Source organism: Streptomyces asoensis (genome assembly GCF_013085465.1).
Taxonomy (GTDB): Bacteria; Actinomycetota; Actinomycetes; order Streptomycetales; family Streptomycetaceae; genus Streptomyces; species Streptomyces cacaoi_A.
Window position 1 is genome coordinate 9,214,077 of the sequence record NZ_CP049838.1, and the last position, 21,939, is coordinate 9,236,015.

17 protein-coding genes are annotated in these 21,939 nt (G+C 72.4%); 9 read left to right on the forward strand and 8 right to left on the reverse strand.

Going from position 1 to position 21,939, the window contains the following annotated elements:
• Positions 1 to 131: 131 nt before the first annotated feature.
• From G9272_RS40910 to G9272_RS40920, 3 genes are all read right to left on the reverse strand, one after another.
• Entirely contained in the window at positions 132 to 2,834 is a 2,703-nt protein-coding gene (locus tag G9272_RS40910; protein ID WP_171401256.1) for a SpoIIE family protein phosphatase/ATP-binding protein, read from the reverse strand.
• 51 nt (positions 2,835 to 2,885) lie between these two features.
• Positions 2,886 to 5,480 carry a SpoIIE family protein phosphatase gene (locus G9272_RS40915; protein WP_171401257.1) on the reverse strand — a complete coding sequence of 865 codons (2,595 nt, stop codon included), beginning with the start codon at positions 5,478 to 5,480 and terminating at the stop codon, positions 2,886 to 2,888.
• Positions 5,481 to 5,849: 369 nt separating this feature from the next.
• Positions 5,850 to 6,512 (reverse strand): lipoprotein, encoded by a 663-nt coding sequence (locus G9272_RS40920; RefSeq protein WP_171401258.1) that lies wholly within the window; start codon positions 6,510 to 6,512, stop codon positions 5,850 to 5,852.
• 211 nt (positions 6,513 to 6,723) lie between these two features.
• On the opposite strand from G9272_RS40920, the gene rpmG reads away from it, so the two are divergent.
• The 3 genes from rpmG (at position 6,724) to G9272_RS40935 (ending at position 9,445) form a co-directional block, all read left to right on the forward strand.
• Positions 6,724 to 6,888 carry a 50S ribosomal protein L33 gene (gene rpmG, locus G9272_RS40925; RefSeq protein ID WP_020129621.1) on the forward strand — a complete coding sequence of 55 codons (165 nt, stop codon included), beginning with the start codon at positions 6,724 to 6,726 and terminating at the stop codon, positions 6,886 to 6,888.
• Positions 6,889 to 7,042: 154 nt separating this feature from the next.
• Entirely contained in the window at positions 7,043 to 7,579 is a 537-nt protein-coding gene (locus tag G9272_RS40930) for a cysteine hydrolase family protein (RefSeq protein WP_171401259.1), read from the forward strand.
• A 438-nt stretch (positions 7,580 to 8,017) separates the two neighbouring features.
• Complete coding sequence (locus G9272_RS40935; RefSeq protein WP_171401260.1) at positions 8,018 to 9,445, forward strand: alkaline phosphatase family protein; 1,428 nt, start codon at positions 8,018 to 8,020, stop codon at positions 9,443 to 9,445.
• 22 nt (positions 9,446 to 9,467) lie between these two features.
• On the opposite strand, the gene G9272_RS40940 is transcribed toward G9272_RS40935, so the two are convergent.
• Positions 9,468 to 9,875, reverse strand: a complete 408-nt coding sequence (locus G9272_RS40940; RefSeq protein WP_171401261.1) for a cupin domain-containing protein — start codon at positions 9,873 to 9,875, stop codon at positions 9,468 to 9,470.
• Positions 9,876 to 10,213: 338 nt separating this feature from the next.
• Between G9272_RS40940 and G9272_RS40945 the strand changes: the two genes are divergently transcribed.
• The 5 genes from G9272_RS40945 to G9272_RS40965 all read left to right on the forward strand — a co-directional run bounded on the left by G9272_RS40945 (position 10,214) and on the right by G9272_RS40965 (position 17,192).
• Positions 10,214 to 11,017: a hypothetical protein gene (locus G9272_RS40945; RefSeq protein WP_171401262.1), complete on the forward strand. Its 804-nt coding sequence runs from the start codon at positions 10,214 to 10,216 to the stop codon at positions 11,015 to 11,017.
• A gap of 193 nt (positions 11,018 to 11,210) precedes the next feature.
• Positions 11,211 to 13,226: a DUF1996 domain-containing protein gene (locus G9272_RS40950; RefSeq protein ID WP_171402389.1), complete on the forward strand. Its 2,016-nt coding sequence runs from the start codon at positions 11,211 to 11,213 to the stop codon at positions 13,224 to 13,226.
• Positions 13,227 to 13,415: 189 nt separating this feature from the next.
• Positions 13,416 to 15,176: a tetratricopeptide repeat protein gene (locus G9272_RS40955; RefSeq protein ID WP_171401263.1), complete on the forward strand. Its 1,761-nt coding sequence runs from the start codon at positions 13,416 to 13,418 to the stop codon at positions 15,174 to 15,176.
• Between the two features lie 59 nt (positions 15,177 to 15,235).
• On the forward strand, positions 15,236 to 16,627 hold the full coding sequence (locus G9272_RS40960; protein WP_437184345.1) for a diacylglycerol/lipid kinase family protein: 1,392 nt from the start codon (positions 15,236 to 15,238) through the stop codon (positions 16,625 to 16,627).
• Positions 16,620 to 17,192 (forward strand): phosphatase PAP2 family protein, encoded by a 573-nt coding sequence (locus tag G9272_RS40965; protein ID WP_171401264.1) that lies wholly within the window; start codon positions 16,620 to 16,622, stop codon positions 17,190 to 17,192. The genes G9272_RS40960 and G9272_RS40965 overlap by 8 nt, the downstream gene beginning before the upstream one ends.
• Positions 17,193 to 17,216: 24 nt before the next feature.
• Here the strand turns inward: G9272_RS40965 and G9272_RS40970 are convergent, their stop codons facing one another.
• Positions 17,217 to 17,894 carry a class I SAM-dependent methyltransferase gene (locus G9272_RS40970; RefSeq protein ID WP_437184346.1) on the reverse strand — a complete coding sequence of 226 codons (678 nt, stop codon included), beginning with the start codon at positions 17,892 to 17,894 and terminating at the stop codon, positions 17,217 to 17,219.
• A 149-nt stretch (positions 17,895 to 18,043) separates the two neighbouring features.
• Between G9272_RS40970 and G9272_RS40975 the strand changes: the two genes are divergently transcribed.
• Positions 18,044 to 18,217 carry a hypothetical protein gene (locus tag G9272_RS40975; RefSeq protein WP_171401266.1) on the forward strand — a complete coding sequence of 58 codons (174 nt, stop codon included), beginning with the start codon at positions 18,044 to 18,046 and terminating at the stop codon, positions 18,215 to 18,217.
• A gap of 10 nt (positions 18,218 to 18,227) precedes the next feature.
• Here the strand turns inward: G9272_RS40975 and G9272_RS40980 are convergent, their stop codons facing one another.
• From G9272_RS40980 to G9272_RS40990, 3 genes are all read right to left on the reverse strand, one after another.
• Positions 18,228 to 19,415, reverse strand: coding sequence for a cytochrome P450 (locus G9272_RS40980; protein ID WP_171401267.1), 1,188 nt, complete (start codon positions 19,413 to 19,415; stop codon positions 18,228 to 18,230).
• Between the two features lie 138 nt (positions 19,416 to 19,553).
• A complete protein-coding gene (locus tag G9272_RS46510; RefSeq protein ID WP_437184347.1) occupies positions 19,554 to 21,233 on the reverse strand; it encodes an NlpC/P60 family protein in 1,680 nt (559 codons plus the stop codon).
• Between the two features lie 239 nt (positions 21,234 to 21,472).
• Positions 21,473 to 21,820, reverse strand: coding sequence for a helix-turn-helix transcriptional regulator (locus G9272_RS40990; protein WP_171401268.1), 348 nt, complete (start codon positions 21,818 to 21,820; stop codon positions 21,473 to 21,475).
• Positions 21,821 to 21,939: the final 119 nt, after the last annotated feature.

Genomic DNA, 21,939 nt, shown 5'->3' on the forward strand with positions numbered 1-21,939 from the left:
ATCAGGTTCCCTTCGAGTGGCGACAGATCGACTCGGGGGAAGCCTAAACTAAGGCAAACCTTACCCGGTACGCGGGTCCGGTCTATGGACTCATAAACATCATTTATGAGTGGAGTGGCGGCCGACTCGCCTCACGGCAGCGGCTGTTCGGCCCAGATGACCTTGCCCTTGGCGGTGTAGCGGGTGCCCCAGCGTTCGGTCAGCTGCGACACGAGGAACAGCCCGCGGCCGCCCTCGTCGGTCATGGCCGCGTACCGCAGGTGCGGTGACGTGCTGCTGCTGTCGGCGACCTCGCAGATCAGGGTGCGGTCGCGCAGCAGACGGACGCGCACCGGGGCGCTGCCGTAGCGGATCGCGTTGGTGACCAGTTCGCTCAGGATCAGTTCCGTCGTGAAGGACAGGTCCTCCAGGTCCCAGCGCGCCAGCTGCCGCGCCACGGCCGCCCGCACCTCGCCGACCGCCGCCGGGTCCACCGGCACGTCCCACTCGGCGACCCGGTCGGCGCCCAGCGCCCGGGTGCGCGCGACGATCAGCGCGATGTCGTCGTTGGGGCGGGGCGGCAGAAGGGCGTCCAGGACGGCCTGGCAGGTCCCCTCCGGCGGACCGTCGGCGCCCCGCTCCAGGGCGGTGCGCAGCAGCTCCAGACCGGTGTCGATGTCCCGTTCCCGGTCCTCCACCAGCCCGTCGGTGTACAGCACCAGCGAGCTGCCCTCGGCGAGCTCCAGCTCGACCGTCTCGAACGGCAGCCCGCCCAGCCCGAGCGGGAGTCCGGCGGGCACCTCGAGGTACTCGACCCGGCCGTCGGGGTGCACCAGCGCCGGCGGCGGATGGCCGGCGCGGGCGATCGTGCAGCGCCGGGAGACCGGGTCGTAGATGGCGTACAGACAGGTCGCCCCGGAGACGGGCGCGTCGGTGCCGTCGTCGGCGACCGCCTCGTCCTGGTCTATGCGGGCCACCAGCTCGTCCAGCAGGCCGAGGAGTTCCTCCGGGGCCAGGTCCAGGGCGGAGAAGTTGTGCACCGCGGTGCGCAGCCGGCCCATGGTGGCCGCCGCGTGCAGCCCGTGGCCCACCACGTCACCGACGACGAGGGCGACCCGCGCTCCGGACAGGGGCAGCACGTCGAACCAGTCGCCACCCACACCCGCCTGCGCGGGCAGATAGCGGTAGGCGATGTCCAGGGCGTTCTGTTCGGGCAGGGTGCGCGGCAGCAGGCTGCGCTGGAGGGTGACCGCCATGCCGTGCTCGCGGGTGAACCGGCGCGCGTTGTCGATGGAGATCGCGGCCCGCGCCACCAGCTCCTCCGCGAGCACCACCTCGTCCGGGTCGAACGGATCGGGCCGTTCCGAACGCCAGAAACTGACCACGCCCAGAATCAGGGACCCGGCGCGCACGGGCACGGTGATCAGCGAGTGGATGCCGAACTCCACGACCTGCTCGGTCCGTTCGAGGTCCTGGGCGCGCCAGCCCGGCGCCTGGGCGAGACGGGCCTCCAGCACCGCCCGCGCCTCGCCGAGACTGCGTGCCTGCGGGGCGGAGTCCACGAACCGGATCCGCTCGCCCACCGCGTACAGCGGCGCGCCCTTGCGGATCGCGCTCACCGCCGTGCGCCGCAGCGTGCCCCGGCCCCCCGGCTCCTCGCCCTCCAGGACGGCGTCGAACAGATCCACGGTCGCGAAGTCCGCGAACCTCGGCACGGCCAGCTCCGTCAGCTCCTCGGCGGTCCGGGCGACGTCCAGGCTGGTCCCGATGGCCACGCCGGCCGCGTACAGCATGTCGAGGCGCTCGCGGGTCGCCTCCGCCCGGCCCGACAGGGCGCGCAGCTCCGTGGAGTCGCGCAGGGTCGCGACACTGCCGGCCGGTCCGCCCGCCAGGTCGGTGGGCCGCTGATTGATCGCCAGCAGCCGCTCCCCGACCAGGTGTACCTCGTCGGTGACCATCCGCCCGGAGGCCAGCAGTTCGGCGGTGTCCCGGTCGAGTCCCAGATCGAGGACCTGGCGTCGTTCGGCGTCCGGGGGCAGGTCGAGCAGACGCTGCGCCTCGTCGTTGGCGAGCAGCAGGTCGCCCTCGCCGCCGACGATGATCACCCCTTCCCGTACGGAGTGCAGGACCGCGTCGTGGTGCTCGTACATCCGGGTCATCTCGCGCGGGCCCAGGCCGTGGGTCTGGCGCAGCAGACGGCGGCTGACCAGCGCCGTGCTCGCCGTGGCCAGGGCGAGGGCGACCGCGGCGCTGCCGAGGACGAGCGGCAGCTGCCGGTCGGCGTTGCCGCCGACGTGCGCGGTGGTGATGCCGGACGACACCAGGCCGACCACTGTCCCGTCGGCCGTCTTCACGGGCACCACGGCCTGGACCAGCCGGCCGATGGTCCCGTTGACCTCTTCGACCACGACGCCGCCGTCCAGGGCCGGCTGGAAGTTCCCGACGAACTTCTTGCCGATGCGGTCCGGCTTGGGATGCGTGTAGCGGATGCCGTCGGTGTTCATGACGACGAGGAAGTCCATGTCGGAGGCCTTGCGGGCGGCCTCGGCCTTGGGTTGGAGCACGGCCGTCGGGTTGGGGCTGTTCAGCGCCTCGACGATGCCCGGCGAGTTGGCGAAGGTCTGCGCGACCGCGACGGAGCGGTTACGGGCCTCCTGGGTGGTGTCGTGGCGCACCTGGAGCAGCAGCGCCACCACGGCGGCCACGACCAGCAGCAGCACGATGACCACTTGGAGAACGAACACCTGCGCGGCGAGACTGCGCCCGCCCAGTGCGGACTCAGGCGTACGCCGGACCCGCAGGCTCCGGGGTCGACGGGCCGGCCGGGCATCCGAGCGCCCCAGGAGTCGGACCATGTGCCATGTCTACACTGCCGGGCCGCGCGAGGCGAGGGGCGTCACGCACGGTCACGGACCGTGTCCCGCACGCTTGCCGTGGGTGACTTCCGCCGCCCGCCGGGTGGCCAGCAGCAGCGCGATGTCGTCCGCCCGGTCCGCGGCCTGCCGGGCCGTCGCGGTGAGCCGGTCGGCGACGTCCGCGAGGGAACGGCCGGGAGGAGCGTCGGCCGCGGGCCCGGCAGTGTCGGTCTCGGCCGGCGGACCCCCGGCCCCGGCCAGGGCCCGGCGCAGATCCGTGATGCCGTCGTCGATGTCGTGGCCGGGACGCTCGACCAGCCCGTCCGTATAGAGGGCGAGGATCGCGCCCGGCTCCAGCCGCAGCTCCGTCACCGGGTAGTGGGCGCGCGGGTCCACCCCGAGCACCACGCCGCCGGGCAGTTCCACGACCTCGGTTCGGCCGTCGGGGTGGCGCAGCAGCGGCGGCAGGTGCCCGGCGCGGACCGCCCGGGCCAGACCGGTGGCCGGGTCGAGCCGGACATAGCAGCAGCTCGCGAACTGGCCGGGGTCCAGGTCGATGAGCAGGTGGTTCGTGCCGCCCATGACCTCCTCGGGCGGCCGGTCGCCCAGGGCGAACGCCCGCACCGCGCTGCGCAGCTGTCCCATGGTGGCCGCCGCCTGCACGCCGTGCCCCTGTACGTCCCCGATGACCAGGGCCAGCCCGTCCCCTGCCTCCACGACGTCGTACCAGTCGCCGCCCACGTCCATGCCCTCGGTGCCCGGCAGATAACGCCCTGCGGTCTCCACGCGCGCGTGCTGCGACAGCCGCTGGGGGAGGAGGGCCTGCTGGAGCCCTCGGGCGAGGGCGGCCTCGGTGTCGTAGCGCTGCGCCTTCTCCATCGCGTGGGCGATCAGCCCGGCGAGCGCGGTCAGTACCGTGCGTTCCTCGGAGCCGAAGCTGCGTGAGCGGTCGAAGCCGAGGATGCACGAGCCGACCGGGCGGCCCGAGGCGATCAGCGGGAGGAAGGCGCGGGCGCCCTCCGACGCGTCGAGGTCGATGCCCGGATAGGCGTCCGCCAGCTGCTGCATCGAGTCGAAGAAGAGCGGTCGGCCCGTGGTGAGGGTCTCCACGCCGGGCAGCCGGGCGTCCAGCCCCACCCCTTCGAAGGGGGCCAGGAAGCCTTCGGGGAAACCGGACTCCCACGCCAGATACAGGTGCCGCTCCTGGAGCAGGTAGATGGCGAGCCGGCGGCCGCCGAACGCGGGCAGCAGCTCCTGCATCACCACGGCCGACACCTGGCGGGCGGTCACCGCCTCCGTCAGCGCGATGGCCAGGACGATGGGCCGGTAGAGCGAGGCGGTGGTGTCGGGGGCGGGGGTGTCCGCCTCCGAGGGCTCGGGGACCGTGTCGTTCGGCACGCGGTTCGACGGGACCGCCTTGCAGGTGACGAGATCCGCGCCCGGGTAGAGGGACACGCGCAGCCAGTCCCCCTCGTACGGCCGGGGGACGGAGGGGGGGTCGGTGGTGACGGGAAGCCGCACATGGAAGTGTGCGGGCTCCGGCGACAGCAGGGCGCCGCGCAGATGCTCCTCGAACGTGGGCTGGTTCAGCCACGGTACGGCCTCCCACAGCGACCGGCCGACCAGCTCGTCCCGCGGCACGCCCAGGAGGTGCCCGGCCCGCGCATTGGCGTAGACGACGAGCCCCAGCCGGTCGAGACAGAACACCCCCTCCGGGAGGAGGTCGGCGGCTCCGTCGGCGAGGGCGCCCGGGCCCGGATCGAGGAGGACGCCGGCGATGGGGCGGGGCAGGGCGGAAGACGCGGCGGGCGCATCGCCCGGCGGGTCGGTCGCCACGCCCGTCGCATCCCACAGCTCGAGGAGCCGCAGCCCGCCCTCGGTGGTGCGTACCTGGAGCGGCAGCGGCGGCGGCCGGCCCCGGGCCGTCCGGTGCAGCAGGCCCGGCAGCCGGTGGGCGTCCGTCGGGTCGACGGCCCGGGCCAGGGCTTCCAGCGTGCCCGGGAACTCGTCCGGGGGCAGACCGAGCAGGGTGCGTGCCTGCTCGTCGAGCGTGACGACGTCGGTCGCCGGGTCCCAGGAGAACCGCCCGACGCGCCCCGGGGCCGGTCCTGCGGCCGGCGGCCGTACGCACAGCGGCTCCTCGTCCCAGGTGACGGCACCGCCGTCCGCCCCCAGCCGCAGCAGGGCCGCTCCCAGCGCGTCCGCCACCGCCGTCAGCCGCTCACGCTCAGCCTGCACCTCCGCCGCGTCGGCCGCCGCCGGGCGCAGGACGGCCAGCACCCCGAACGACCGCCCGTCCGCCACGACGGGTACGTACAGCGAACCGAACTGGAAGGGCAGGCCCGCCGCGAGCTGCGCATAGTGGCGCATCATCTCGGTGGCGTTCGCCAGCACCACCGGCACACCCGTCCGGTAGACGTCGGCCACCGGGAACGGCCGGTCCATGTGCACCCTCCACCAGGGGCGGAACAGCGGACCGGGCAGCCCCGCGAGGACCGCGAGGCGCAGCAGCCGGGACGTGGTCGAGCACAGGTACACGCCACCGGTGTGGCCGCCCGTCGCCCGCAGCGCGTCCGCCACGGTCCCGGTCAGCAGCGCGGGCGGTGGCCCGGACGGCTTCCGCTCGTTTCCGGCGCTCCCAGTCATTCGGCCCTACCTCGTCCGTGCGCCGCCGCTTGGGCGACACAGTAAGAATGCGCCACACCTGGCCGGATGTGCATCCGCGCGACCTCGGAGAGAACGGATCCGGGCGGGATGACCGGCACGCCCTGGGCGAGATTCTGCCGGGCGCCTGCTCCTGGACGGCGCGGAGGGACGGTTACGCCACTACGCCGAACGCACTGTGGTCGCGCCTGCCACGGGGTGCGGCCGGCCCGGCCCCGGCCCGGTCGACCGCCCTCGACGGGTTCTCCACCGACGGGCGGCTCACCGGGGCGCGCGAGCACGGTGGTCGTGCCTGCGTCGGGGCGCGGCCCGCCTCGGGGTCCGGTCCGGCCGGGTCCGGGTCCGGGACGGTCAGCCGGTGGTGGTGTGCAGGGTGCTCTTGGCCAGTTCGTAGGCCGGGAGCATCGCCTCGTGCTCCGCGGTGTCCATGCCGCCCAGGTGCAGGACGACGGGACCCTCGGACGTGGTGACGGCGAGCGCGTGCTCCTTCTTCGTCTCCTCGAGGAGTTCGCTCGTGGTGACGTACGCGACCTCGGTGCCGGTGATGTCGCCCGCCTTCACCGTGCTGTACCGCGCCCCGCTCGCCCCCTGCTCGGCGGCCACGAAGTCCTCCAGTACGGCCCGCGCGTCGGTGTCGCCCGGCTCACCGGTCCACACGCGCAGGAACCCGATCTTCCCCGCGGGCTTGGCGTCGACCTCGCAGGCCATGGTGACCGGGCCCTGACGCAGGAAGGCGTCGGCGAGGTCGGCCAGATCGCCGGTGGCGGTGCTCGTCCCCTCGGCGTCGACGGCCTCGGCCTTCCAGAACTCGGCGATGTCGAAGGTGACGGGAAGTTCGCAGGCGGACCCGGAGGCCCCGATGGACCCGCCGCGCTGCGCCACCTTCGCGGTCGTCGTCGCCGACGCCCCGGACTCCCCCGACGCGGCGTCCGGGTCGGCCTCCTCGGCCGCGCATCCCGTCATCAGCCCCGTCAACAGGGCCGCCAGCGTCAGCCCCTGCCCCACGTTCCCCACGGTCCCCGCCCCAAAGCGCACTGCTGTGTCTCCTCTCGACGCCGGCGCGATACCGGCGGAGCACTGTAACCGAGGAGGTCGTGGCCCCCGCCACCGAGATTCGCCGCCAGGGCGGCCGCTGCCGGGGAATGTCCCGGCCCCGCCCCCTGTTGTAGCGCGTGACTGACATGCACCGATCAGTTGGTGCGAGTCGGTGTGAGAGGAGGTCCCCATGGCCCGCAGTACGGCGCGCCCCGTCATCACCCTCAGGTCCACCGCCGGAACCGGTGTCACCTACGTGACGCGCAAGAACCGTCGCAACGACGCCGACCGGCTGGTCCTGCGCAAGTACGACCCCGTCGCCGGACGGCACGTCTCCTTCCGAGAGGCGCGATGAGGCCGGCGTCGGCCCGGCAGGGCTGAGCGGCGCCGACCCGAGACAGCAGAGCGGCCGGGGTCCCGGACAGGGACCCCGGCCGCTCTCTCGCGCGACGTCGCGCGGACGAGTGACGTGCCGTCATATTCACGCTCCGCTGGGAATCCATAGCGGCATGAGCAAGACCGCGCTGATCGTCATCGACATGATCAACACCTACGACCACCCGGATGCCGACCTGCTCCTGCCGTCGGCCCGCAAGGTGGTCCCGGTGGCCGCCGGTCTCCTCGACCGGGCCCGCCGCGCCGGCGAAGCCGTCGTCTACGTCAACGACAACTTCGGCCAGTGGCGCTCCCACCACGGCGAACTTCTCGACAAGGCCCTCTCCGGCCCGCACGCCGGACTGGTCGAACCGCTGATGCCCGACGAGGGCTCGCTCTTCGTCGTCAAGGCACGGCACTCGATCTTCTTCGAGACCCCGCTGTCCTACCTGCTCCATCAGGAGGGCATCGACCACCTCGTCCTGTGCGGACAGGTCACCGAGCAGTGCGTCCTGTACTCGGCCCTCGACGCCCACATCCGCCACTTCGACGTGACCGTCCCCCGGGACGCCGTCGCCCACATCCACGCCGATCTCGCGGACGCGGCGCTGGTGATGATGGAGCGCAACATGGGGGCGAGGGTGGCCGACAGCGGGGATCTGTGGACCTGAACGCCCCCGCGCCGCAAGCCGTCTGACGGACGGTCCGTTCGGTGCCGCGGCCGCGATCTCCGCGTTCCGGCCCGGGCGGGCGGAGAGCGAACCGGGCGCCCGTTGCGCACGGGGCACGGGCCGCCGCCTTTCTCTGCTTCCCGCTTCCGCGACTTCTCCGCCTCCGCAAGATCCACCGGCTTCCGCGACTTCTCCGCCTCCGCAAGGTCCACCGGCTTCCGTGACTTCTCCCCTCCGCAAGGTCCACCGGCTTCCGTGACTTCTCCGCCTCCGCAAGGTCCACCGGCTTCCGCGACTTCCTCCGCTTCCGCGACTTCTCCGCCTCCGCTATCTCCCCGCGGCCGCTACTTCCCCGCTTCCCCGCTTCCCCGCTTCCCCGCTTCCCCGCTTCCCCGCTTCTCCGGTTCCACTTCCTCCGCTCACCAAGGGGCACCACACATGGCCGAGTTGACCCGTCGCAGACTTCTGGGCTCGACCGCGGGCGCGCTGGGCGCCGCCGCAGCTCTCTCCCTCCTCCCGCCGAGCGTGCAGAAGGCCGTCGCGGCCGGACCGTCCCGCCGTGGCTCACTCGCCGATGTCGAACACGTCGTCCTGTTGATGCAGGAGAACCGCTCCTTCGACCACTACTTCGGCACCCTGTCCGGTGTGCGCGGCTTCGCCGACCCCGACGCGCTCACCCTCGAGACCGGCCGTTCCGTCTTCTACCAGCCCGACGCCGAGAACCCCGCGGGCTACCTGCTGCCCTTCCACCTAGACACCCATACCTCCAGCGCCCAGGCCATCCCGTCCACGAGCCACGCCTGGTCGGTGCAGCACGAGGCGTGGAACGGCGGCCGGATGGACCGCTGGCTGTCTGCCCACCGCACGGCCGACGGCGACAACGCCCCCTACGTCATGGGCTACCACACCCGCGAGGACATTCCGTTCCAGTTCGCCCTCGCCGAGACCTTCACCGTCTGCGACCACTACTTCTGCTCGGTCCTCGGCCCGACCTGGCCGAACCGCCTGATGTGGATGACCGGCACCATCGACCCCGACGGCGCCCAGGGCGGGCCCGCCGTCCGCAACTCCGCCCCGACGCCGTTCAGCTGGACGACCTACGCCGAGCGGCTCCAGGCGGCCGGGGTCGACTGGAAGGTGTACCAGCAGGAGGACGACTACGGCTGCAACCTGCTGGAGCAGTTCGACACGTTCAGGAACGCGCGACCGGGCTCCGAGCTGTACGAGCGGGGCGTCCGGCCGCAGCCGGAGGGCACCTTCGAGGACGACGCCCGGGCCGACCGGCTGCCGACCGTGTCCTGGCTGGTGCCACCGGGGCACCAGTCGGAGCACCCCGACTACCTGCCGGCGGCCGGCGCGGACTTCGTCGCCTCCAAGCTCGAGGCCATCGCGGCCAACCCCGAGGTCTGGCGCAAGACCGCGTTCATCCTCAACTACGACGAGAACGACGGCCTGTTCGACCATGTGCCGCCGCCGACCCCGCCCGTGGGCACGCCCGGCGAGTTCGTCGGCGGGCTGCCGATCGGCGGCGGCTTCCGGGTCCCCGCCATCGTCGTCTCGCCCTGGACCGTGGGCGGCTGGGTGGCCACGGAGTCCTTCGACCACACCTCGACCCTGCGGTTCCTGGAGAGACTTACGGGGGTCATGGAACCCAACATCAGCGACTGGCGGCGCAGCGCCTTCGGTGACCTCACCTCCGCCTTCCGCTTCGCGTCCACCAGTCCGCTCGCGCCGACGCTGCCCGACGACACGGCGGAGCAGCTGCTGAAGGCGAAGGAGGAGGTCGCCACCCTGCCCAAGCCCACGCTGCCGGGCGCCGAGCAGTCGTTCCCGTTCCAGGAGACGGGCCCCAGGCCGCAACTCTGACCTGGACGAGGCACGCCGAGCGTCAGCGGTACGCGACCCGGGCGGGCGGTTCTGCGCGCGTAGACAGCGGACTGCCCTGCGGAAGGAAGAACAGGGCGCAGATGCGCAGCGGTTCCGGCTCCCGGTTCTCCGCCATGTGCACGCCCCGCGGCCCCACCGGTTCGACGATGCATCCGCCGGTGGGTGTCACGCACTCGGATCCGTCCGCCAGGGTCCGGGTCAGGACGCCCGCAGTCACCACGGCGACGACCCGGCCCTCGTGGTAGTGCCAGGGCAGCGAGTGGCCCGGCGGGATCTCGTAGTCGGCGACCACGACCCTGGTGTTCTCCGGTGCGGCCAGGGCGAGCCGTTCGGTGAGCAGACCGTCGGCGAGCAGGGTCGGTACGGGTTCGGCGGTGGGGCGGGCCTCGACGGGCGACGATCGGTTCACGCGGCGGTCGTCCGGGGCGGGCGGGGGCCGGGGGCGCCGGGGCCGGTCGGGCCCGCTGTGCGACGTAACCTGGCCGGGGTCATGTTCCGCTGGTCAGTGCGTTCCACAGAAGTGACATTAACCCACTTGAGTTACGGTGACGTGACCGGGTGTCATCGAGCGCACCGGTGGCCTGCCGCCCCGCGCGCCTCCCCCGGATCTCCCGGCCGTCCCCGACCGGGGCCTGGCCGAAATGTGAGGTAGACGGCCTGTGCGGGAGTGATCCTCGCAGGCCGGCTTTGCGTCCTCCAGAGCGTGAATCGTATGAGACATCATGCGACGAGTGTTTGGGGGAGACCTTGAGCATCCTGCGTCCGGACGTGGAGCGGCCTCGCGAAAGCCGTGCCGGGGACGAGCCGCGCGCCGGCCGTTCCGAGGGTGGGCCGCGCGGTGGCGCGCTCGCCCGTGCCGCCTGCTTCGTCGGCCGGACGCTGCGGGGTGAGTGGTACGGCATCGTCGTCGACCCCCTGCGGCAGTTGCGCCGACGCGGGCCCGCCGCGCTGCTGCTGGCCTTCGTGGCCTGCGCGGGCGTGATCTTCTTCCACGCCATTGCCCAGCACCCCCTGGGCGAGACGGTGGTGCGCGTTCTCGGCGGGGTGCAGGGCGACCTGCCGCTGTGGCTCGCCCTGCTGCGCACCCCGGTCTCCCTGTACGTCCCGGCCCTCGATCTGCCGGTGTGGGCCGGCATCACCCAGCTGTTCCTCGCCTTCGCCCTGGCCGAACTCGCCCTCGGCCGCCGCAGGACCCTGCTGATCGCCTACGCGTCCACCCTGGCCGGCACCCTCACGGTGCGGGTGATGCTGGCGATGGGGCCGGGATGGTGGGGCCTCGGACTGCCGCCCGAGGTCGGACAGGTGCTCGACACCGGCCCGTCCGCAGCCGTCGTCGGACTGTTCACCTATCTCTCGGTCGTCCGCCGCGCGCCCATCGTGTTCACGCTCACCGGCGGTTCGATGGTGTTCGAGTCGATCGCCAAGCCCAACCTCGCCGGCGGCGAACACCTCATCGCGGTGGCCGCCGCCATCGTCCTCGGCCTGCTGCACGAGCGGGGCCGCCACCGACGGCAGACCGCCACGAACGCGCAGGACACGGCGTCCGCCTGAGATCTTGCTATGAATTCGTGGTGCGGTTGAACACTCCTGCGTCCGCTTGCGTATAGGGCCGGGGGATCTCATGCCCATGGCCGCCGACGACGCGTAGGAGCACTCCTTGGTACAGAACAGGCGCAGACGCCAGACGGGCGGGCGACGCGCGACTTTCGCGGCGCTGGCGCTCATCATCGGCGGCGGTGGGCTGATGGGGGTGAACGTCTATGCCTCGGCCACCGAAGACGGCTCCGACGGCAACTCCGGACAGGGCGGCAACAGCGCCGTCACCATCGACTGCCCGGACGTCGGCGACAAACTGACCACCGTCCCGGACCAGGCCTCGGCCGAGGTCGACGGCGAACTCGCCCAGCTGGACGAGCAGATCGCCGCCGCCTACCGCCAACTCCAGGAGTCGGCGGAGTCGGTGCGACAGGACGCCGACTTCGCCGACAACGCGGTCATGAACCCGTTGAAGGAGAAGCGCGGCGCGACGATCCAGCGCATCGCGGAGGCCATCGACCGGGCCGGTGACCGCCCCGAGGGCCTGGAGGACCTCGCCGCCTGCACCCTGCGCGCCAACGACGACCAGGCCGACGAAGGCGCCGACGGCAACGGCGACGAGAACCAGAACGGCGACCAGGCGGGCGACGACCAGAACGGCGGCGGCGACCAGCAGGGCGACGAGGGTCAGCAGGGCAACGGCGGTCAGGCCGGAAACGGCCCCGTCGCCGCGGACTACGCCGACATCAACGCCGTCCAGCCGACGCAGCAGACCCCGGATCCCAGCTCCGGCCCCTCCCGCGGCACCTTCGCCACCAGCTGCGGAGTGAACGCGAACGGCTTGTTCAACTCCGACAACGTGATCGTCGCCCCGGGCGTCACCAACGGCGCCCACCACTTCCACGACTACGTCGGCAACCAGTCCAACGACGCCTTCGCCTCCGACGACGACCTGGCGAACGCCGACACGAGCTGCGTCGACCAGGGCGACAAGTCCACCTACTACTGGCCCGTGCTGCGCCTTCAGAACGGCAACCAGGAGCAGGACGCGCAGAAGCCCGGCGGTGGCATCGAGGGCAACGCCGGCGAGATCGTCACGCCCAAGGAGGTCACCCTGACCTTCGTCGGCAACCCGCGTGAGAAGGTCACCGCCATGCCCCGGCTGCTCCGGGTCATCACCGGCGACGCCAAGGCCTTCGTCAACGGCACGGCCAACGCCAACGCGTCCTGGAGCTGCACCGGCTTCGAGGACCGGCAGCTGAAGGACAAGTACCCGATCTGCCCGTCCGGCAGCGACGTGGTGCGCACCTTCCGTTTCCAGAGCTGCTGGGACGGCAGCAACATCGACAGCGCCAACCACCGCACCCACGTGGCCTTCGCCGCCGCCGACGGCACCTGCCCGAACGGCTTCAAGGCCGTTCCGCAGCTGGTGCAGCGCATCGTGTACGACGTCGACGCGCCGAGCCTCCAGGACGGTGGCAAGACCACTCCGTTGTTCGCGGTGGACTCCTTCCCGGAGCAGCTGCACAAGCCGGTGACCGACCACGGCGACTTCATCAACGTCTTCGACGAAGACCTGATGGGCGAGATGGTCGACTGCATCAACGACGGCCGCACCTGCGGCGCCGGCACCGACCCGGGCTCCGACGACGGCGCCGGCAACGGTGACGGCAACAACGGCGGCAACAACGGCGGTGCCGGCAACGGCGACGACAACGGCGGTGTCGGCAACGGCGACGACAACGGTTCCGGCGACGACGGAAACGCCGGAAACGGCAATGGAAACGCCGGCAACGGCGACGACAACGGTTCCGACGAGGGCACGCAGGAGCCGTCGCAGGCCCCCGAGGCGCCCGCGACCACCGAACCCGCCGACAACACCGAGCCCGACGCGGGCGACAACGGTTCCGGTGGCGCCGCCGTGACCACCGACCCCCGCGTCTACACGAAGCCGTCGGCCAAGGCGGCCACCTCGGCGCCCGCCGCCGGTTCGGGCGGCGAGATCGGCTCCCCGGCGACCGCCGCCCCCGCGGCCACGCCCGAGCAGTCGCAGACCCCGGCCGGCACGGGTGCCGACACGACCATCCCGGGCGGGACCGAACCCCAGGCGGTCCAGGGCGGTCTGGCCGAGACCGGCGCCAACCTCTGGCCCGCGGCCGCCGGCGGGCTGCTGGTGATCGCCGGCTTCGGCGTTCTGTTCCGGAACGCACGCCGCAAGTACTGAGATTCCGTACTGGGATTCCGTACTGGGATTCAGCCACTCCACCGAGGGCCCGTCGGACTGCCGACGGGCCCTCGGTGCGACCCATGAGTCCCCGCGCCCCCGTACGGGTGCTCCCGCACCCGAGCCACCGCCCCCGCGCCGGACCGCGCGGTATACGTCGTTCGAAGCGCGCGCGACGATGGGAGACCCATGGAGCACACGGCGTCCACACAGCACACGGAGTACGCGACGTCCGGGGAGTACTACGACCTCGGCACGCACGGCCGGTCCGTGACGACCTCGTCCGCCGAGGCCCAACTGTGGTTCGACCGCGGACTGGTCTGGTCGTACGCCTTCCACCACGAGGAGGCCGTCGCCTGCTTCGAGGCAGCGGTCCGCGCCGACCCCGACTGCGCCATGGCCCACTGGGGCATCGCCTACGCGCTCGGCCCCAACTACAACAAACCCTGGGAGTTCTTCGACGACCAGGACCTCGCACGGACCGTCGCCCGTACGCACGACGCGGTCGAACTCGCCCACCGGAAGGCCGAGGCCGCCGCTACCCCCGTCGAACGGGCCCTGATCGGCGCGCTGCGCGCCCGCTACCCGCAGACCCGCCCCGCCGAGGACTGCTCGGTGTGGAACGAGCCCTACGCCGACGCCATGCGGGCGGTCCACGAACTCGCCCCCGACGACCTCGACGTCGCCGCCCTGTACGCCGACGCCCTGATGAACCTCACCCCCTGGCAGCTGTGGGACCTGCGCAAGGGCCGGCCCGCCGAGGGCGCCCGCACAACGGAGGCGAAGGCGGTGCTCGACCGTGCGCTGGCCGACGGGGCCGCGGCCGTACATCCGGGCGTCCTGCACTTCTACATCCACCTCATGGAGATGTCGCCCACTCCCGAGGCCGCCCTCCAGGTCGCCGACCGGCTGCGCGGCCTGGTGCCCGACGCCGGTCACCTCCAGCACATGCCCTCGCACCTCGACGTGCTGTGCGGCGACTACCGGCGCGTCGTCACGGACAACACCGCCGCGATCGCCGCCGACGAGAAGTACCGGACGCGCTCCGGCGCGATGAACTTCTACACGCTGTACCGCTCGCACGACTACCACTTCAAGATCTACGGCGCGATGTTCCTGGGCCAGTACCGGACCGCGCTGGAGACCGCGGAACGTCTCGAAGCCTCCATCCCGGAGGGGCTGCTGCGGGTGCAGAGCCCGCCCATGGCCGACTGGCTGGAGGCGTTCCGCACCATGCGGTTCCATGTGCTGATCCGCTTCGGCCGCTGGCAGGACGTCCTCGACGTGCCGCCGCCCGCCGACCCGGTCCTGCACAGCGTGACCACCGCGATGCGCCACTACGCCCGCGGTGTCGCGCTCTCCGCCACCGGCCGGGCCTCCGAGGCCGAGGCCGAGCGCGCCCTGTTCCGCTCGGCGGCCGACCGGGTGCCCGAGACCCGGATGCTGTTCAACAACACCTGCCGGGACATCCTCGCGATCGCGTCCGCGATGCTCGACGGCGAACTGGAGTACCGCAAGGGCAACCACGACCTCGCCTTCGCCGCCCTGGAGCGGTCCGTCGAACTGGACGACCGCCTCCCCTACGACGAACCCTGGGGCTGGATGCAGCCCACCCGGCACGCGTACGGCGCCCTGCTGCTGGAGCAGGGGCGGATCGAGGAGGCCGAGGCGGTCTACCGCGCGGACCTCGGACTGGACGACACACTGCCCCGCCCGTCCCAGCACCCCGGCAACGTGTGGTCCCTGCACGGCTACCACGAGTGCCTGGTCCGGCTGGGCAAGGAGGCCGAGGCGCGGATCGTGGCCCAGCAGCTGAAGTTCGCCACCGCCCTGGCCGACGTACCCGTCCGGGCGTCCTGCTTCTGCCGTCTCGACACCGACACGGGCACCGGCACGGACACCGGCACCGGGACCTCGGTCACATCCGGGTGCTGCGCCATGGACAATTGATCGAGATCGTCGGCGCTGTCGACGCACAAGAGGGGGCCTCGGAGCATGGCGGGCGCACGGTGAACGAGACACGTGGGAAGAAATGGTCGCTGCCGCACATCGGCCCGGCGCAGCGGGACGCCGTCGCCCGCGCGCGGGGCTGGGCGCGGCTCGCCCTGGTGCTGGTCGCCGCCTGTGTCGCGGTGGTGATGGCGGGTGCGGGATCCGGCGGCTGGCTGGTTCTGTTCATCGGGTTCGTCCTCCTCGCGCTGGCGGGGGCGGGCGTGTGGTGGATGCTGGCGCACCGGGGCGGAGCCCGGCTGCTCGGGGGGCTGGTGGCCGTCACCGCCCCGGTCGGCGTGGTGGTGATGTACGCCTTGTCCGGCCTGTGGCCGGTGGCGGTGGGCGCGCTCGCGCTGTGGGCGGGGGCCCTGGCCTCGGCGCGGGCCTCGCTGCGCAGCGTGCGCCGTCCCAAGGGCATGCACGGCCGGAAGACCCCGCCGCCGCGCCGACCGGTCCTGATCATGAACGTGCGCTCGGGCGGCGGCAAGGTCGTCAAGCACGGCCTCGTCGAGCGTGCCGAGGCGCTCGGCGCCCGGGTGGTCGTGCTCGGCGCCGACGACGCCTACACCGACCCGGCGGCGGAGGCCCGACAGGCCATCGCCGAGGGCGCGGACCTGCTCGGTGTCGCGGGCGGTGACGGCACCCAGGCACTGGTCGCGGCCGTCGCCGCCGAACACGACGTGCCCTTCCTGGTGATCGCCGCCGGCACCCGCAACCACTTCGCCATGGACCTCGGCCTCGACCGCACCGACCCCACGCGCAGCCTCGACGCCCTCACCAACGGCGTCGAACTCCGCGTGGACCTCGGGGACGTCGGCGGACGGGCCTTCGTCAACACCGTCTCGTTCGGGGCGTACGCGGAGATAGTGCAGAGCCCCGACTACCGCGACGCCAAGGCCGCCACCGCACTCGACCATCTGCCCGACCTGCTTCAGGGCGAGGCCGGCCCGACCCTGGACGTCCAGACGGACGACACCCATGTGCACGCGCCGCAGGCCCTCCTGGTCAGCAACAACGCCTACGCCCGCGCCGACCCGCTCGGCGGCGGACGCCGGCCCCGGCTGGACGCCGGACTGCTCGGGGTGATCGGCGTCCGGGTGGAGGGCGCGGCCCAGGCCGCCGAACTCGCGCTGCTCGGCGAGCGCGCGGGCAGCATCACCTCGGTGACGTCCCGGCGCGTCGTCGTCGAGGCGGACCGCGAGCGCATCGCGGTGGCCGTCGACGGCGAGGCACTCGAACTGGCCACCCCCGTCGTGTGCACGGTACGGCCCGCCGCACTGCGGGTCCGGGTGCCCCGGCACCGCCCGGGCGCGGCCTACGCGCCCCCCACGGTCGACTGGCGGCGCATCGTCCGCCTCGCGCTCGGCCATCCCGACCCTCGCACGATCAAGGAGGCCTACGATGTCTGACCGTCTGCCGAAGCTCCCCACCTCGCATCTGGTCCGTGACCTCGCGACCATGGACCAGGCCCTGTACGAGACGGTCAGTGTGACCAGAACGCCCACCCTGGACAGCGCGCTGCGCCGGCTGTCCGCGGCCGCCGACCACTCCAAGCTGTCCTTCGCGGTCGCCGCCGCGCTCGCCCTGCGCGGCGGCCGCCCGCGTCGCGCCGCGGCGCTCGGTGTCGCGGCCATCGGCGTCGCCTCGGCGACCGCGAACCTGCTGGGCAAGCAGCTCGTACGCCGCCCGCGACCGCACCGCGCCGAGGACTCGCCGTTCCCGGGGCGGCACGTGCCGATGCCGCACTCGGCGTCCTTCCCGTCCGGGCACACCGCCTCGGCCGTCGCCTTCGCGGCCGCGGTCGGTCCGACCCTGCCGGTCTCCGCGGTGCCGCTGGGCCTGCTCGCCTGCGCGGTGGGCTACTCGCGGGTCCACACCGGGGTGCACTACCCGGGCGATGTCGTGGCCGGAGCGCTGCTGGGCACGGGCTCGGCGGCGCTGGTCCTGGCGCTCACCGCCCGTAAGGACGCCTGAGAGAGCCGGGAGGCCCGAGCGGGCCTACTGCCTGCCGCAGTGGAGGAAGAGGTGGGGCTCCGGCACGGCCTCGGGATGGTCGGGGGTGAACAGCACGTTCTCCTCGGCCAGCACGGTCAGACCGGCCCCGGTGACCACGTCGACGAGATCCTCGCCGGCGAAGCTGGTCACCCGCACGGGCTGCCCCATGAACACGGCGTCGACCCCCACCACGTCCAGCGGCACGGTGGCGAGCGCGAGACTGCCTCCCGGCCGGAGCGCCCGGGCCAGCCGCCCGATCAGCTCGGACTGCTGCGCCCGGTCCAGCTGAAGCAGCGAGAAGTACACGCAGACCGCGTCCAACGAGCTTTCTTCCAGCGGAAGTTCACGTGCGTCGAGACACCGGAACTCCGCGTCGGGCACCTGCCGGGCGGCCAGCTCCACCATGACGGGGGAGACGTCGATGCCCAGCACGTGGTGGCCCGCCCGGACGAGGGTCTCGGCCGTCGGCCGCCCCGTCCCGCTGCCGACGTCCAGCACCCGACCGCCCGGGGCGAGCCGCCCCAGCAGCCACTCCAGGGATCTGCGGTGCGCATCCGAGTGCGCGAACGCCTTCTCGTACACGGGCCCCAGCGCGTCGAACACCCGCGCCGCACGCTGCCCGCCGTCCTCGCCGACCAAGCCGGTTCCCTTCGTGGTGGTGTGTGATTCCCGCGCCGTCATGGTGCCCCGGCCGGGGCCTCCTCTTCTCGGAAACGGCCGGAATCGTATTTTCCGCTACCGTAAGTAACATGATGCAATCCTCTTGACGCGGGCCCTACTGGTGAGTAGCTAAGGCCCCCGGGTAACCGTCGCTTCGTTCGGAGGACCCCATGCCCTCGCTTGAGGACGCCCTGCAAGAATCCCGTACCGCCTATGAGGAGCACGTACGCACCTGCCGTCAGTGCCACTTCGACATGTCGCCCTGTGCCGTCTCCAAGCACCTCCTGCGCGCCTACAACAACGCCCGGCGGGCTCAGGCGCGCCCGAACTCCGCGATGCGCTGAGGGTGGCGGCTCACTTCGCCGACCTCGGCACGGTCACCGTCAGTTCCCGGATCTCGTAGCCGCCGATCTCGTCCTTGAACGACACCCGCGGCCTGCCGGTCATCCGGAGACCGTCCAGCGCGAAGAGCCGACTGAGCAGGACGTCCGCCTCCAGGACGGCGACAGCGGCGCCCGGACATCGGTGGGCGCCGTCGCCGAAGGCGAACCCCGCCGGCCCCGGCCCCAGGTCCCGCAACCGGCCGGGCCGCAGCAGGTCCGGGTCGCGGCCCACGACGTCCGGGTCCGCGTTGGCCTCGTCGACGAAGACCGTGAGCAGCTCACCGGCGCCGATCGACGCCTCACCGACCCGCATCGGCGCGGTGGCCCGGCGGGACAGGCGTCCCACGACGGGCTCGAGCCGCAGGATCTCCCGGAGCAGATCCAGCCGCTCCGGCTCCTCGGCCGCGCGGTACCGGCCGAGCAGCTCCGGGTCGTCGAACAGATGCCAGGCGGCGACGCAGATGAACTCACGGGTGGTGACCATGCCCGCCGCCGCGTACGTCAGGCACTCACCGAGGATCTCCGCGCCCGAGCATCCCTCGGCCAACAGATGGGAGATCAGGTCGTCCCGCTCCCGCTTCTGGTGCGCACGGATCGCCGGGCGGACGTCGGCGAGATGGATGCGCAGCCAGTTCGTGTTCTGGCGCAGCAGCCAGTAGAGACCCCGGAGGCTGGTCAGCCCCGGCTGCCCGAACTCCTCGGGGAAGAAGCGCTCCAGCCTGGACTTCAGACCCGGGCGGCTGTGGGTGAGTCCGAGAATGTCGCTCACCACCTCGACCGCCATGGTGAAGCCCAGGTCGGACAGCTGTGCCGTACCGGCGGCCCGGAGAGCCGCCGTCTGCTCCTCGGCGACCCGAGTCATCAGCTCGCGGTAGTGCTCGTCCACGTGCCGTGGCGTGAAGAACCGGGCGGTCTGCCGCCGCTGTTCGCGGTGTCCGGGACCGTCCTGGTAGAGCACGGGACGGCGGATGCGCGCCGGCAGCTTCTCCACGGTCTCGATGCCGAGTCCGGCCTGCACCGTGTCCGTGGCGCGCAGCACCTCACGGGCGGCCGCGTACCCACGGACCTCCCAGGTGCCGTCCGCGCCACGGCGCACCGGGCAGTCCGGCCCGCCGCGCCCCCGCTCGACCTTCCGCACGCTCTCCCGCGCGTCCCCCATCGCGTCCCCATTCGCCGCACCGGACGCCAGTGTCGCCGCGTCGGCCGCCCCCGCGATGCCCTATTACCGGCCACGCACGCACCGACAGGCACGCACGACGGGCGCACACCCCTCCCGTCCGGCAGGGCGCGCCGGAACTCAGGCGGGTCGGACGGCGCCGCGCAGGGCGCCCTCCCCGAACGGCAGGATCGCCTCCTCGCGGATGAACGTGCCCGGGCCCGGGGCGTGGATCATCATGCCGTTGCCCGTGCACAGGCCGGTGTGGCTGAGATCGTCGAAGAAGAAGACGAGGTCGCCGGGGCGGAGTTCGGCCAGGCTGATCCGGGTGAAGGCCTTCGCCTGGTCGATGGCGGAGCGCGGCAGCGTCACCCCGGCGGCCCGCCACGCGGCCTGCGTGAGGCTGGAGCAGTCGTAGGACTCAGGTCCCGTCGCCCCCCACAGGCTGGGTCGGCCGATCTGTGCCCGGGCGAAGGCGAGGGCCTTGTCCGCCTTCCCCAGGTAGGCCGTCCCGGTGGTGCTGACCGTGACATCGCTGGGTGCGACGGCCGGGGGGACCGCCTCGGGGAGCGGGGCGGCGGGGGCCGGGTAACCGGCACCGGCGGTCAGTACGTCCGCCGCGGGGGCCTGATAGCTCGGCATGGGCGCGGAGGGTGCGAAGCCGGACTCCGGTGCGGAGAGCGGGAGTTCGGACGTCGGGTAGCCCGACGGCGGTGTGGTGAAGCCGAGTTCGGATGTCGGGTAGCCGGGCGCGGGCACGACCGGGGCGGCGACGCCGGGCGTCATGAAGCCGGACTCCGGTGCGGGCAGACCGAGTTCGGGTATCGGATAGCCGGACGGCGGTGTGGTGACGCCGAGTTCCGAGGCCAGGTGGTCCGGCGCGGGTGCCGGAGAGGGCATGGGGAAGGCGGCTTCGGGTGTCATGAAGCCCGACACCGGTGCGGCGAAGCCGAGTTCACCGGTCGGGAGAAGCTCGTCCGTGCCGATCGGTGACGCCGTGCCGGGTGCGGCGACGGGCGGCCGTCCCGCCCACGCGGCCGAGATCTCCGCGCGGAACGCCTGCTGTTCCGCCGTGTCCCAGGGCTGCTGGACCTGCTGCGACTCGGTCGGCTGCGTCCCGATCGTGGGCAGGACCGACGTGGGCAGGGCGGACGTGGGCAGGGAGGGGGTGGGGGCGGCCGGCGCGGGCAGGGACGGCATGGGCTGGGCGAGAGCGCGCGCCAGCACCTCCCGGGCCGTGGTGAGCTTCCGCCCGATCTGCTCCTTGGTGTTCTTGAGCGAGGTCTGCCGGTCCGCGGGAGCGGAGGCGGGGGGCGCGGCCTGGGCGGGGACGGCGGCCTGGGCGGGGACGGCGGGCAGCAGGGCCCTGGGCTCCTGGCGAGGCTCGGGTGCCGCGGGGAGAGCGGCGACGGCGCGCGCGGTCAGCTCCGGGACGCGCCGGGTGGCCGCTTCCAACTCCCGTACGACGGAGCTGTCGGCGGGCCGCTCCGGGCCGCTCGCCGGGCGCGCGGCCCGGGCCGGACGGGCGGGTTGGCGGTCGGCCGGCAGGACGGCGGGCGTCACCGGCCCGACCCTGCCGCGGGCCACGTCGAACCACTGCTTGGCCACCGCTTCGAGCGACGGATCGGCCGACCCGCGCCCGCTGTTGGCGACGGACGTGACCGTCCCGCGGGTCCGGCTCGACTGGGCGCGCGTGATGTTGTAGGAGCCCGTGTCGCTCTCGGCCCGGTCGTAGAGCGAGCTGACCCGCTGCTGGATCTCCGCCCGGCTCGGCTCATCGGTGTTGCTGCCCGGGGAGCGCGGGCTGCGATCCGTCGCCATGGAAGACGTACTCCTTCCGTCCTCCGCCTGCCTGTCGGCGGCGGAATCCGGGCGACCCTTGTTGCCAGGTGCCCCCAAGCCCCCTGCCCTGACGGGCAGTCGTACGGCCTGGCGTCAACTTAACCAACTTGTGTGGCTGGCGTGAAGATTGAAGTGCCAAATGTCCGATACGTATTCGTGACCTTCGTCTCTCGTGGCCGCCACCAGGTTTGCTCGCTGCACGGACCGTCGCGGACCGGTCACGAACGGGGGTCGGCCGCCTCGGTCGCCGGGTGCCGGACGCGGCCCGCGTCGTCCTGGGCCAGCAGGGAGAGCAGGGCCGCCACGCTCAGCCCCGCCTCGGCGGGGTGACGCAGCACCTTGCCGGGTTCGACCCGGTAGGTGTTGCCGCGCCCTTCCCTCGTGTGGGACAGATAGCCGTCCTGTTCCAGGTCCGCGATGATCTTCTGGACGGCTCGTTCGGTGAGCCGGCAGTGTGCGGCGAGGTCCCGGATGCGGGCGCTGTGATTGTCGGCGATGGCAGCCAACACGCGGGCGTGGTTGGTGAGAAACGTCCAACCGTTGTGTGACTCGGGCACTCCATCCATGGGGCGATTGTACGGCTGGACATTCACGTATACAAAGGCCGGAACTTTATTTCGTGTATTGGTTGACGTGTGACGGGCTGCGGGTGAATCTGGAGGTGAACAGTGGACTGACCGGGGAG